This is a genomic window from Azospirillum oryzae (genome assembly GCF_008364795.1).
Lineage (GTDB): Bacteria > Pseudomonadota > Alphaproteobacteria > Azospirillales > Azospirillaceae > Azospirillum > Azospirillum oryzae.
Genome location: NZ_VTTM01000019.1, coordinates 1 through 12,127, shown reverse-complemented (window position 1 = coordinate 12,127; position 12,127 = coordinate 1). Strand labels below are relative to the sequence as shown.

Annotated in this window: 12 protein-coding genes; 6 read left to right on the top strand and 6 right to left on the bottom strand. The window is 68.1% G+C overall.

Translation table 11 applies throughout. The annotated features are described in order from the left end of the window. The first annotated feature begins 52 nt into the window (after window positions 1-52). The 4 genes from rpoH (at window position 53) to FZ938_RS29355 (ending at window position 3,536) form a co-directional block, all read left to right on the top strand. Window positions 53-934 carry an RNA polymerase sigma factor RpoH gene (gene rpoH, locus FZ938_RS29370; RefSeq protein WP_149201714.1) on the top strand — a complete coding sequence of 294 codons (882 nt, stop codon included), beginning with the start codon at window positions 53-55 and terminating at the stop codon, window positions 932-934. Window positions 935-1,048: 114 nt separating this feature from the next. After that, window positions 1,049-1,252: a hypothetical protein gene (locus FZ938_RS29365; protein ID WP_149201713.1), complete on the top strand. Its 204-nt coding sequence runs from the start codon at window positions 1,049-1,051 to the stop codon at window positions 1,250-1,252. Continuing rightward, window positions 1,249-2,649 carry a tetratricopeptide repeat protein gene (locus tag FZ938_RS29360; protein WP_149201712.1) on the top strand — a complete coding sequence of 467 codons (1,401 nt, stop codon included), beginning with the start codon at window positions 1,249-1,251 and terminating at the stop codon, window positions 2,647-2,649. Before FZ938_RS29365 ends, FZ938_RS29360 begins: the two co-directional genes overlap by 4 nt. Window positions 2,650-2,678: 29 nt before the next feature. Beyond that, the gene (locus FZ938_RS29355; protein WP_149201711.1) at window positions 2,679-3,536 is read left to right on the top strand and encodes an urea carboxylase-associated family protein; all 858 of its coding nucleotides are present in this window, start codon (window positions 2,679-2,681) and stop codon (window positions 3,534-3,536) included. A 12-nt stretch (window positions 3,537-3,548) separates the two neighbouring features. On the opposite strand, the gene FZ938_RS29350 is transcribed toward FZ938_RS29355, so the two are convergent. After that, the gene (locus FZ938_RS29350) at window positions 3,549-4,433 is read right to left on the bottom strand and encodes a LysR substrate-binding domain-containing protein (protein ID WP_149201710.1); all 885 of its coding nucleotides are present in this window, start codon (window positions 4,431-4,433) and stop codon (window positions 3,549-3,551) included. Between the two features lie 117 nt (window positions 4,434-4,550). Here FZ938_RS29350 and FZ938_RS29345 point away from each other — a divergent pair, with 117 nt between their 5' ends. Then, window positions 4,551-4,979, top strand: coding sequence for a VOC family protein (locus FZ938_RS29345; protein WP_109084408.1), 429 nt, complete (start codon window positions 4,551-4,553; stop codon window positions 4,977-4,979). 136 nt (window positions 4,980-5,115) lie between these two features. On the opposite strand, the gene FZ938_RS29340 is transcribed toward FZ938_RS29345, so the two are convergent. Both FZ938_RS29340 and FZ938_RS29335 read right to left on the bottom strand, forming a co-directional pair. Continuing rightward, entirely contained in the window at window positions 5,116-6,663 is a 1,548-nt protein-coding gene (locus FZ938_RS29340) for an ABC transporter ATP-binding protein (protein WP_149201709.1), read from the bottom strand. Between the two features lie 11 nt (window positions 6,664-6,674). Next, window positions 6,675-7,661, bottom strand: coding sequence for a BMP family lipoprotein (locus FZ938_RS29335; protein WP_149201708.1), 987 nt, complete (start codon window positions 7,659-7,661; stop codon window positions 6,675-6,677). 217 nt (window positions 7,662-7,878) lie between these two features. Between FZ938_RS29335 and FZ938_RS29330 the strand changes: the two genes are divergently transcribed. Beyond that, window positions 7,879-8,532, top strand: coding sequence for a LysE family translocator (locus FZ938_RS29330; protein WP_149201707.1), 654 nt, complete (start codon window positions 7,879-7,881; stop codon window positions 8,530-8,532). 17 nt (window positions 8,533-8,549) lie between these two features. Here the strand turns inward: FZ938_RS29330 and FZ938_RS29325 are convergent, their stop codons facing one another. The 3 genes from FZ938_RS29325 to FZ938_RS29315 all read right to left on the bottom strand — a co-directional run bounded on the left by FZ938_RS29325 (window position 8,550) and on the right by FZ938_RS29315 (window position 11,638). Further along, on the bottom strand, window positions 8,550-9,212 hold the full coding sequence (locus tag FZ938_RS29325; protein WP_149201706.1) for a DedA family protein: 663 nt from the start codon (window positions 9,210-9,212) through the stop codon (window positions 8,550-8,552). A gap of 84 nt (window positions 9,213-9,296) precedes the next feature. Then, on the bottom strand, window positions 9,297-10,109 hold the full coding sequence (locus FZ938_RS29320) for an IclR family transcriptional regulator (protein WP_149201705.1): 813 nt from the start codon (window positions 10,107-10,109) through the stop codon (window positions 9,297-9,299). A gap of 113 nt (window positions 10,110-10,222) precedes the next feature. Next, on the bottom strand, window positions 10,223-11,638 hold the full coding sequence (locus FZ938_RS29315) for a sigma-54 interaction domain-containing protein (protein ID WP_246457309.1): 1,416 nt from the start codon (window positions 11,636-11,638) through the stop codon (window positions 10,223-10,225). Between the last annotated feature and the right edge of the window lie 489 nt (window positions 11,639-12,127).

Here is a 12,127-nt window from a genome sequence, read left to right as displayed (position 1 = left end):
CTGCCATCTGGGGGCCTTGCACCCGTCATATCGCTTTGCACGAGGATGTGACATGAGCACCGCCATTGCCCTCCGTTCGCCCGATTCCGGCGAATCGCTGTCCCGCTACATCAACGACACGCATCGCTACCCGGTCCTGCCGGCCGAGGACGAATACATGCTGGCCAAGGCCTGGACCGAGCATGGCGACGTCGATGCGGCGCACAAGCTGGTCACCAGCCATCTCCGTCTCGTCGTCAAGATCGCCGGCGGCTATCGCGGCTACGGCCTGCCGCTGTCCGACCTGATCGCCGAGGGCAATCTCGGCCTGATGACCGCCGTCAAGAAATTCGAACCGGAACGCGGCTTCCGCCTGTCCACCTACGCGATGTGGTGGATCAAGGCCTCGATCCAGGATTACATCCTGCGGTCCTGGAGCCTCGTGAAGATCGGCACCACCGCCGCGCAGAAGAAGCTGTTCTTCAGCCTGGGCCGCCTGAAGCGGAAGCTGGGCGAGTACGGCAGCGGCGACCTGCAGCCCGACAGCGTCACCAGCATCGCCACCGACCTGTCGGTGCCGGAAGAGGATGTGGTCGCCATGAACCGCCGCCTGTCGGCGCCGGTGGCCTCGCTGAACGCGCCGATGAGTGCGGACGGCGATTCCGGTGAATGGCAGGATCTGCTGGCCGACGAGCGTCCGTCGGTGGAGGAGTCGCTTGTCGAACGTGGCGAGGCCCGGCAGCGCAGCGCCCTGCTGCGCGAGGCGATGGGCGTGCTGAACGACCGCGAGCGCGACATCCTGACCAGCCGCCGCCTGTCCGACAGCCCGCTGACCCTGGAAGATCTGTCGGTCCGCTACGGCGTCAGCCGCGAGCGCATCCGCCAGATCGAGGAAAAGGCCTTCGAGAAGGTTGCCCGCCAGACCCGCGTCCTGGCCGCCGCCGTCGCGGCCTGATCGGGAACAGGCGGGACACCGGGTTCGGAATCCCCGCCAGTTTCGACGGGAAGCGCCGTGTAACCCCTCCATCAGCGCCGGCGGTTTCCGCCGGCCCCCGTGGAGGCGGTTCCCATGTCGAAAAGCATTTCCCGAACCTCGACGATCGAAGTCATCAAGGACGCGCTGACCCTGTATGAAGGCAACAGGATCAGCCGCTGGCAGGTCATCAACCGCCTGATCCATCTCGGTCTCTCGCCCGACGACGCCAACACCATCGCCGACCATGGCAGCATCCCGCCCCACATCCTGAGCGGCCTTGGCGTTCTGCGCCGATGAGCACGGCGGATACCGCCTTCGCGACGGCCCTGCGTCTGCACCGTGCCGGATGCTGGGCGCAGGCGGTGGCGGTCTATGACCGGCTGCTGGGCGACCCGCGGCTGGATCCCGTCCAGGCGGCACAGGCTTACGCGAACCGGGGGGCGGCACTCCGCCGGATCGGCCGGGCCGACGAAGCGGCGGCGTCCTGCATCGAGGCGCTGGTCCGCTGCCCGGAACTGGCGGAGGCCTATGCCAACATCGGCGCGATCCTTCAGGAAGCCGACCACCCGCTGGCGGCGCTCGACGCCTGCCGCCGCGCCATCGCACTGTCCCCCGGCCTCTACACACCCTATCTGGCGATGGCCCATGCCCGGCAGGATCGCGGCGACCATGCCGCCGCGCTGGCCCTGCTGCGCCGTGCGGCGACGCTCGCCCCGGCAACGCCCAGTGTGCGCTACAATCTGGCCGAGGCGCTGCTCCAGCACGGGCTGTTCGAGGAGGGCTGGCGGGTCTATGAGTCGCGTTGGCAGGCACGGGAACTGGCGCTGACCCGGCCCGTTTGCACCAATCCGGAATGGACGGACCAGGATCTGACCGGCAAGACCCTGCTGGTGGTGGAGGAGCAGGGCTTCGGCGATACCCTGCAATTCATCCGCCTGATCCCGCTGGTGAAGGCGCGCGGCGCCCGCCGGGTGATCCTGCACTGCCGGGCGCCGCTGGTCCGGCTGCTGGCGGGGGTCGAGGGCGTCGATGCGGTGACCACCGCCCTGCCCGATGCCGTCGCCTACGATCTCTGGGTGCCGCTGATGTCGCTGATGCAGCGGCTGGCGGTGGCACCCGACCGTATCCCGGCGGCCATGCCGTACCTCGCGCCACCACCGGATGCCGTCACGCGTTGGTCCGGAGCGCTGCCGGAAACGGACGGCTTGCGGGTCGGGCTGGTCTGGGCCGGCGACCCGCGGCTGGGCCATGCCGCCGCCAGCCGCACCGATGCCCGGCGCAGCCTCGCCCTCACCCAACTCGCGCCGCTGCTGACGGTACCGGGCGTGTGCTGGGTCAGCCTGCAAAAGGGACCGGCGGCGGCGCAGCTGGACGGCATGGCGATCCACGACCCGATGCCCGGCGTGGCCGACTTCGCCGACACCGCGGCCATCGTCCGGCAACTCGATCTCGTGATCGGGGTGGACACCGCCGTCGTCCATCTCGCCGGGGCGCTCGGCGTGCCGGTTTGGGTGCTGTCGCGCTTCAGCGGCTGCTGGCGCTGGCTGCTCGACCGTGACGACAGCCCCTGGTACCCGACATTGCGCCTGTTCCGCCAGCAGCATCCCGGCGATTGGGCGCCGGTGGTGGGGCGGGTACGCGAAGAGCTGTTGCGCAGGGTGCGGCTCCCTCGCCATGATCGCGGTCCGGCTTGAACAGAGTGACTATCCCCAAGGAGTCCGCGATGCCCAGCTATCCCGCCGCCTATCAGGCCAGCAAAGGCTCGGCGCTCGACGTCGACCGCGCCTTCTATGGACGCATCGGCTCGCAGACCGACGGACGGGAACTGGTGGACAGCTTCGTGGTGCCGATCCGTTCCGGCCGCGCCTGGACCGTGCCGGCCGGCCATGTCTTCCGCATCGTCACCATCGAGGGGCCGCAGGTCGCCGACGTCAACATCTGGAACCGCCACAACCCGCGCGAACGCTTCTGGGCCTCGCGCACGCGGCAGCTCCAGCAGGCGCATGTCAGCACATACGACCGGCTGTGGTCGACCCTGCCCTATCTGCGGCCGCTGGCGACCATCACCCACGACACGCTGGCCGATTACGGCATCGACGAGTATGGCGGCCGGGTCCACGACCTGCTGGGCACCCGCTGCGATCCCTACGTCAACCGCATGCTGACGGGGGAGGATTTCCACCACCACTGCCATTCCAACCTGACCCGCGCCGTCGCCCCCTATGGCCTGACCGAGTTCGACGTGCATGACGTGCTGAACGTCTTCCAGGTCACCGGCCTGAACGCCGAGGACAAGTATTTCATGAAGGCCTGCCCGGCCAAGAAGGGTGATTTCCTGGAATTCTTCGCCGAGATCGACTTGCTCTGCGCCCTGTCGACCTGCCCCGGCGGCGACCTCAGCGTGCCGCTGTGGGGTCCGGACGCCCGCGACCCGCTGGAGGTCTGCCGTCCGCTGGGCGTCGAGGTCTACCGGCTGGACCCGGCATTGCTGGCGGGATGGTCGTCGCCGGAGGTCGCGGCCTATCGCGGCAACCATGGCATGACGCTGCCGACGCCGTCCTGGGAGAAGGACCCGGCATGACGGCGTGAAGCCCTACTCCACCTCGGTCAGCAGCCACTCCTTGAAGCGGCGGACCCGCCGGGCCCGCTCGGCACCCGGCGCGTGGGCGATCAGGTAGCAGCCGCGCGGGCGCAGCGTCTCGGGCATCGGCTGGACCAGCCGGCCCGACGCCACGTCCTCCCGCACCAGAAAGACCGGCAGCAGAGCCACCCCCATGCCGGCCGACGCCGCCTCGATGATCATGAAGAAATGCTCGAAGGCCAGCGACAGCGCCGAGTCCGGCAGCGGCAGGCCGAAGGCGCCGAGATAGACGCGCCAGGAATCGGGCCGGGTGGTGTGTTGCAGCAGCCGGTGCTGCGCCAGATCGGCGGGATGGCGCAGCGGCGGTCCTTGTTCCAGCAGCGACGGCGCGCAGAAGACGCCCATCGTTTCCGGCATCAGCGTCGCAGTTTCGGCCCCCGGCCATTCCTCCACGCCATAGCGGATGGCGACGTCGATGCGCTCCTTGGCGAAGTCGACCCGATGCTCGCCGATGCTGACCTCGACCTGAATCTCCGGATTGTCCGCCTGGAAGCGCTTCAGCCGCGGGATCAGCCAGCGCTGGGTCAGGGTGGGCAGCGCGCTGACCCGCAGCACCCCGCCCTCCTGCGCGCGGGCCGCCCGTGCCGCCGCGGCGATGCGGTCGAGCGCCGCCGATGCCTCGCCATAGAAGGCCGCGCCGGTCGGCGTCAGTTCGATCCCCCGGCCGACACGGCGGATCAGCTCGACGCCCAGATCCGCCTGCAGGGTCTGCATCATGCGGCTGACCGCGCCCTGGGTCACCGCCAGCTCGTCGGCCGCCCGGGTGAAGCTGAGGTGGCGGGCCACCGCGACGAAGCTGCGGACGGCGTTGAGCGACGGCAGGGAGCGTTCGGGCATGGACGAACCGAATCATGAGTTGAACTCATAAATCTCTGCCCGAGAACTCGTTTGTCAAGTCCGCGGCGATACGCTCTGCTTGGTCCACCAACAGCCATCCCTGAAGGCCACCCTCCGATGACGACGCTGACGCCCTTCCACATCGCCTTCCCGGTCGACGACCTCGCCGCCGCCCGCCATTTCTACGGCACCGTCCTGGGTTGCCCGGAGGGACGCAGCAGCGACGAATGGATCGATTTCGACCTGTTCGGCCATCAGATCGTCGCCCACCTGAAGCCGCGCGACCCGAATGCCGCCCCGGCCCACCACAACCCGGTGGATGGCCACGACGTGCCGGTCCCGCATTTCGGCGTCGTGCTGCAGCCCGCCGATTGGGACGCCCTGGCCGAAAAGCTGAAGGCGGCCGGCATCAAGTTCGTGATCGAGCCCTACACCCGCTTCAAGGGTCAGGTGGGGGAACAGTCCACCATGTTCTTCCTCGACCCCGCCGGCAACGCGCTGGAGTTCAAGGCGTTCGCCGACATGTCGCAGCTGTTCGCGAAGTGAGGGGGTGGGCTTAGTTTTGCCCCCTCCCTAACCCTCCCCCACCTTCGGTGGGAGAGGGAACTCCGCTGCACCGGCACTTAACGCCCTCTCCCGCGGAACGCGGGGGAGGGTCGGGGAGGGGGCAACAGCACCCCCCTCACCCACACCCCGCCATCATCAGCCCCAGCGTCTTCTCGTCCGCCTGATCCGGCATCACCTCGCCGACGATGTGGCCGTCGAACATCACGACGATGCGGTCGGACAGCGCGCGGATCTCGTCCAGTTCCACCGATACCAGCAGGATCGCCTTGCCCTGGTCGCGCAGGGCCACCAGACGGCGGTGGATGAACTCGATGGCGCCGATGTCGACGCCGCGGGTGGGCTGTCCGACCAGCAGCAGGTCGGGGTTCCGCTCGATCTCGCGGGCCAGCACGATCTTCTGCTGGTTGCCGCCGGAGAAGTTGGCCGCCGCCAACGACCCGTCGCGCGGGCGGGTGTCGTACTCCTCCATCCGGCGGGCGCAGTCGGCGGCGATGGCCTCGCGGTCCATCAGCACCCGCCCGTTCCAGGCCGGATCGTCCTGGAAACCCAGGATCGAGCATTCTTCCGCCGAGAAGCTGGTGACGAGGCCGACCTTCTGCCGGTCCTCCGGCACATGGCCCACACCCAACCCGCGCAGCGCGCGGGCGTTGAAGCGCTCCGGATGCCCGGCCAGTTCCTCTCCGCGCAGGCGGACGGAGCCGCCGGCGATGGGCCGCATGCCGGCCAGCGCCTCCAGCAGTTCGGACTGGCCGTTGCCGGACACGCCGGCGATGCCGACGATCTCGCCGGCCCGCACCGACAGGCCGACGCCCTTCACCCGTTCCACGCCCGACGGATCGCGCACCCGCAATCCCTCGACCCGCAGCACCTCCGCCCCGGGATTGGCCGGCGTCTTGTCGACGCGCAGCAGCACCTTGCGGCCGACCATCAGCTCGGCCAGTTGCTCCCGGCTGGTGTCGGGGGTGGCGACGTTGGCAACCACCTGCCCGCGCCGCATCACCGTGACGTTGTCGGTCAGCTCCATGATCTCGCGGAGCTTGTGGGTGATGATGACGACCGTCTTGCCCTGCTGGCGCAGCGCCCGCAGGATGCGGAACAGATGGTCGGCCTCCTGCGGGGTCAGCACGCCGGTGGGTTCATCGAGGATCAGGATGTCGGCGCCGCGATAGAGCGCCTTCAGGATTTCCACCCGCTGCTGGGCGCCGACCGGCAGTTCGCCGACCGGGCTGTCGAGATCGACCTCCAGCCCATAGTCGCGGGCCAGCCGGGTCAGCTCACCCCTGGCGCGGGCAAGGCCGCCGGCCAGCGTGACCCCGCCTTCCGCCCCCAGCAGCACGTTTTCCAGCACGCTGAAGGGATCGACCAGCATGAAGTGCTGGTGGACCATGCCGATGCCGGCGGCCAACGCGTCGCGCGGCGTCCGGATGGCGGCAGGATTGCCGTTCACCCGGATTTCCCCGCTGTCGGCGCGCAGATAGCCGTAGACGATGCTCATGATCGTCGACTTGCCGGCGCCGTTCTCGCCGATCACCCCGTGGATGGTGCCGGCCGGGACCGACAGCGACACGTCGCGGTTGGCGTGGTTGGCGCCGAACCACTTGTTGATCGCCACCGTTTCCAGGGCGATTTCCGACCGGGTGGCCGGCGCGTTTGCCTGCGTCATGAAGGACCCGTTTACGGCTGGTACGGCTTGACCGCCAGCGAGCCCGCGATGATCTGCTTCTTCGCCTCTTCCAGCTTCGCTTCCATCTCGGGCGTGATCAGCTTGCGGTTGTTGTCGTCCAGCGCATAGCCGACGCCGTCCTCCTTCAGCCCGACGACGCGGTGGCCGGGCTTCCAGCTGCCGTCCTTCGCCGTCTTCATGCAGTCATAGACGACGACGTCCACCCGCTTGACCATGGAGGTCAGGACGCTGCCGGGATGGACATGGTTCTGGTTGCTGTCGACGCCGATGGACAGCTTGCCGGCATCGGCCGCCGCCTGCAGCACGCCGAGGCCGGTGGCGCCCGCCGCGGCGAAGACCACGTCGGCCCCGCGCGAGAACTGGCTCTTGGCCAGTTCTGCGCCGCGGCCGGGGTCGTTCCAGGCGGCCGGCGTGGTGCCGGTCATATTGACGAACACCTCGTCGTTCGCCGCGACATGCTTCACGCCCTGCTCGTAGCCGGTCAGGAAGTTGCGGATCAGCGGGATGTCCATGCCGCCGACGAAGCCGACCTTGTTGGTCTTCGACGCCAGCGCGGCGGCCATGCCGACCAGGAAGGATCCCTCCTCCTCCTTGAACGTGACGGATTGCACGTTGGGGGCGTCCAGCTTGTCGTCGATCAGGCAGAACTTGGTCTTGGGCGATTCCTTCGCCACCTTCTCCACCGCCGCGGTCTGCGAGAAGCCGACGGCGACGACAACCGAGGCGCCGCGGCGGACCAGCGTGCGCATCGCCTGCTCGCGCTGGCCCTCGTTGGTGATCTCGAACTCGCGATAGGCGGTGCCGGTCTCCTTCTTGAACCGCTCGGCGCCGTTATAGGCCGCTTCGTTGAAGGACTTGTCGAACTTGCCGCCCTGGTCGAACACCACCGCCGGCGAGAAGTCGTCGGCGAGCGCCGGAACGCCGGCCGCCGTGATCGCCGTCATCGCCAGCATGCCGGCAAGAATACGCGTCTTCATGTCCCACCCACTCCCGACTGCGGAAACTTGACCCAAAGGATAACCGCGCCATCATTCCGCACAACAGGGAAAGCGGACGAAGCGGCGCAGCAAATCGCGGCGCCCCCGGTTGACGACAGGGGCGGGGGCGTTTATCACCCCCGCCGATGGTCTTTGCGACGAACTGGTCGCGAGAAACCGGCACGACCGGCCACAGGAATTCGGGGGGCGACGCTCGGTGGACGAAGTCTGGGTGCTTTTGCAGGGAATCGTTCTCGGATTCGCCATCGCCGCACCCGTCGGACCGATCGGTCTGCTGTGCATCCGCCGCACCCTGCAGCATGGGCCGCTGATGGGCTTCTTCACCGGGTTCGGCGCCGCGGTGGCCGATACCTTCTATGGCGCCATCGCCGCCTTCGGCGTGTCGGCGGCGCTCAGCTTCCTGCGCGGGCACGAGATCGCCTTCCAGCTGGTCGGCGGCATCTTCCTTCTGGTGGTGGCGATCCGCACCTTCCGCCAGCAGCCGGAAGCGGAGGAGCGGGAGGCGGCTGCCGCCCCCGACAGCAAGTCCTGGTTCACCGGCTTCATGACCGGCCTGTCGCTGACCCTGACCAACCCGGCGACCATCATGGCCTTCATCGCCATCTTCGCCGGATTCGGGCTTGGCGGCACGCTGGACCGGCTGGAGGCGTCGACCCTGGTGCTGGGCGTCTTCATCGGGTCGTCGCTGTGGTGGATGACGCTGGCGATGGGGGTCGCCGCCGTGCGCCACCGCATTTCCGACCGCGGGCTGACCATGCTGAACCACTGCACCGGCGTGGCGCTGGGCGTCTTCGGCCTGTGGGCGCTGGGCATGGCCGCCACGGGGATCGTCGGGTTGGCGACGGCCTGAAGACCAGCAGCCGGCTCTCAACAGCCGGCGGACGGCGTGACGCTCGGCGCCTCCTGGGCACCACTGCCCTTGCGCAGCAGGTGCAGGTGTTTGGTCAGCCGCCACAGATACAGGCCCACCAGCAGCACCAGCAGGCCGACGGTGAAATAGCCGACCAGCCGGTGGGCGAAGGGCCAGGTCGACAGCATATAGCCGGTCCAGGCCAGCAGCAGCGTCCACAGCACCGAGCCGATGCCGGATGCCAGCGAATAGTTCAGGATCGACATCTTGCAGGCGCCGGCCGGGATGGAAATCAGCGTCCGCACCCCCGGCACCGGCTGCGAGAACAGCACGGCCAGCCCGCCGCGCTTGGCGAACCAGTCGGTGCTCTGCCGCACCTTCTTCGGGTTGATGGTCAGCCAAGGGCCGTATTTCTTCAGGAACGCCTCGAGCCGCTCGCGCCCCATCAGGCGGCTCGGCAGGAACCACACCAGTTGCCCGGCGAGCGAGCCGAGCCCGCCGGCGATGGCGACCCCCACAAGCGAGAACTCGCCGGTCGCCGCCCCGATCCCGGCCAGCGGGATCACCGACTCGGCGGGAAGCGGCGGGAACACCCGGGCCAGCGCCACCAGAAGGAAGATCCCGATATAGTGAAGCTGGTGCATCACCTGCACCAGCCAGTCCGTCAACCCACCATCCATGCCGTTCCGTCCTTCCCCACCGGTCGAATTGACCCGTATCGGGAAAACGGTTCGTTGTGGTGGGCGGTTCCCCTCAGCCCCAAATCACCCGTTGAACAGCGCCGCGTCGATCCGCCGGACCATCGCCACCAGCTTCGGCGCGAACTCCTCCTCCAGCTTCTTCAGATCGACCATGAAGGCCGGCCCGCCGCAGTTGAAGGCCAGAACCTGCGAGCCGTCGCGCGGCACGAAGGGGACGCCGACGGCATGCACCTCCGACTTCCAGGCGCCGATCGACCGGCAATAGCCGCGCGTCCGGTAATCCTCGATGGCCTGCAGGATGCCGTCGCGGATCTCCGGCCAGCGCTCCCCCTCATGTTCTTCCAGCTTCGCCATCAGCGGTGCGCGCTCCGCCTCCGGCAAGGCGGCCAGATAGGCGCGGCCCATGCCGGTGGTCGACAGCTTGATGTGGGAGCCGACATCCAGGGACAGTGTGATCGGCCCGGTCGCCTTGCAGCATTCCAGATAGATCATGCTCAGCCGGTCGCGCCCGCCGAGCGCCACCGCAAGCCCGGTCTGGTCGGCCAGTTCCTGCATCAGCGGGCGGGCGACCTGCCGGATGCCCATGCCCGACAGGCTGGCATATCCCAGCGCCAGCACCGAGGTGCCGAGCCGGTATTTGCCGGTGTTCTGGTCGTAGGCGAGATAGCCCAGCTTGGACAGCGTGTAGGTCAGCCGCGACACCGTCGGCTTGGGCAGGCCGGTGCGCTGCGCCAGTTCCAGGTTGCCGAGCATCGATTCGTTGCGGCGGAAGGCACGCAGCAGTTCCAGCCCGCGGGCCAGCGCCGTGACGAAGCGCGGGTCCTTCTCATCGTCCGCCAGATCGTCGGCGACCAGAGCCTCTTCCCGCCTGCGCATGACCCGTTCCTCCCGCAAGAAATCGCGGGACGATCCTGCCAGCGGCCGGGCGGCGCGTCAATGAAACAAGGTTTCACAATGCGGAATTTAGGGCCGACGGCCTATGTCGGCGCCTACTGTGTCGCCCCCAGCCCCAGCGTCACCATGCGTTCGTACAGCGACGCGCGCGAAATGCCCAGCAGCTTCGCGGCCCGCGCCTTGACGCCGTTGGCCTCTTCCAGCGCGGCGGCGATGGCGTGGCGTTCGGCGGCGTGCAGCACCTCTTGCAACGGCCGCGCCCCCGCCGCCAGCGGCAGGGCCGACGCGCCCGCCGGATGCTGCATGCCGGGCAGCACGCTGCGGATGTGCGGCGCGGTCAGGATCGGCGCGTCGGTCAGCGCCACCACCCGCTCCAGCGTGTTGTAAAGCTCGCGCACATTGCCGGGCCAGTCATAGTCGCGCAGCACCTGCACCGCCGATTCCAGCAACTCGCGCGGCGGGGTGCCCTGCTGGATGGCCAGCTGTTCCAGGATGCGGTCGGCGATGCTCTCGATGTCCTCCGGCCGGTCGCGCAGCGGCGGCAGGGTGATCGGCACCACGTTCAACCGGTAGTAGAGGTCGGCGCGGAACTGCTTCTCCCGCACCAGGGCATGCAGGTCGCGGCTGGTGGCGGCGATGATGCGCACATCGACCCGCACCACCTTGTTGGATCCCAGCGGCTCGATCTCCCGCTCCTGCAGCACGCGCAGCAGCTTGGCCTGGACCGGCAGCGGCATGTCGCCGATCTCGTCCAGGAACAGGGTGCCGCCGTTCGCGAGCTGGAACTTGCCCTCGCGGTGGCGGCGGTCGGCACCGGTATAGGCGCCGGGAGCGACGCCGAAGAACTCCGCCTCCAGCAGGGTTTCCGGAATGGCGGCGACATTCACGCCGACGAAGGGCTTGGACGCGCGCGGGCTGGCGGAGTGGATGGCCTGGGCCAGCAGCTCCTTTCCGGTTCCGGTCTCGCCCAGCAGCAGGACGGTGCTGTCCATCTGCGCGGCGCGGCGGCCCAGCCGCTTGATCTCGCGGATCGATTCGCTGGCCCCCAGGAACTGGGAGAAGGAGTATTTGGCCCGGCGCTCATGCGCCAGTTCCTGCTGGGTGCGGGTCAGCTCCTCCTGCATCTTTTCGTATTTGCGGACCAGCGGGCGGAGATATTCGGCGCGGTCGAACAGCACGAAGCCGATGGCGCCGATGATCGAGCCGTCGATGCCGAACAGCGGCATCCGCGTCACCACGAAGGAGCGGTCGTCGAACTCCATGATGTCCAGCGGCTGGGGCTGGCCGCTGTCGATCACCCGGCGCAGTTGGCTGTTCGGGATGACGTCCTCCACCTGCCGGCCGCGCGGGTCGCCGGGGACGCCCAGCAGAGCCTTGTACTTCTCGTCCATCCAGGCGATGCGGCCATTGTGGTCGACGGCGACGGCACCGACGCACATGGATTCCAGATGTTCGAACAGGGAATGGACCGCCCGCTGGCGCAACGCTTCGAAATCGACGGTGTCGCCCACGTCACCCTCCCAAACGGGACCGATCTTCGTCGTCCCGGTGTCGAGGCCTCTTGCGATGCCGGCTTTGGTGCCTGCTGCATTGCAACGCAATTTGCCAACAATATCAGAGGTCAACATAGTAGCCCATCCGTCGGATTAAAGGGAAGGCGTGCAGGTTCGGTCGGGCGCGCGGGGTCGATCCGCACCCGTTCATCAGATCAAAGCTTTGCCTCATGCCGGCTCGGACCGCTTTTTAAGAAGGCAATCCGGACGAGTTCTCTACATCCTCCGCCATATCCCTGTTTCTTTTTGGGTTTTTCAACCCGGACGGGTGGAAAAAGGGAAAAAGAGGGGGACCTTCCGGTCCCCCCTGGGGGAGTTTACGGAGAAGACGGCAGACTCGATGCTCCGCTCAGTGCCCCCGCTTGGGCAGCCGGGCCATCAGCTCGCCGACGATGCCGCGGCGGAAGAGCAGGACGCAGACGACGAAGATGCAGCCGATGACGACCG

What these genes read in the sequence shown, in the direction of transcription:
- rpoH (WP_149201714.1), top strand. Translation starts at nt 53, where the DNA reads ATGAGCACCGCCATTGCCCTCCGTTCGCCCGATTCCGGCGAATCGCTG.
- FZ938_RS29365 (WP_149201713.1), top strand. Translation starts at nt 1,049, where the DNA reads ATGTCGAAAAGCATTTCCCGAACCTCGACGATCGAAGTCATCAAGGAC.
- FZ938_RS29360 (WP_149201712.1), top strand. Translation starts at nt 1,249, where the DNA reads ATGAGCACGGCGGATACCGCCTTCGCGACGGCCCTGCGTCTGCACCGT.
- FZ938_RS29355 (WP_149201711.1), top strand. Translation starts at nt 2,679, where the DNA reads ATGCCCAGCTATCCCGCCGCCTATCAGGCCAGCAAAGGCTCGGCGCTC.
- FZ938_RS29350 (WP_149201710.1), bottom strand. Translation starts at nt 4,433, where the DNA reads ATGCCCGAACGCTCCCTGCCGTCGCTCAACGCCGTCCGCAGCTTCGTC.
- FZ938_RS29345 (WP_109084408.1), top strand. Translation starts at nt 4,551, where the DNA reads ATGACGACGCTGACGCCCTTCCACATCGCCTTCCCGGTCGACGACCTC.
- FZ938_RS29340 (WP_149201709.1), bottom strand. Translation starts at nt 6,663, where the DNA reads ATGACGCAGGCAAACGCGCCGGCCACCCGGTCGGAAATCGCCCTGGAA.
- FZ938_RS29335 (WP_149201708.1), bottom strand. Translation starts at nt 7,661, where the DNA reads ATGAAGACGCGTATTCTTGCCGGCATGCTGGCGATGACGGCGATCACG.
- FZ938_RS29325 (WP_149201706.1), bottom strand. Translation starts at nt 9,212, where the DNA reads ATGGATGGTGGGTTGACGGACTGGCTGGTGCAGGTGATGCACCAGCTT.
- FZ938_RS29320 (WP_149201705.1), bottom strand. Translation starts at nt 10,109, where the DNA reads ATGCGCAGGCGGGAAGAGGCTCTGGTCGCCGACGATCTGGCGGACGAT.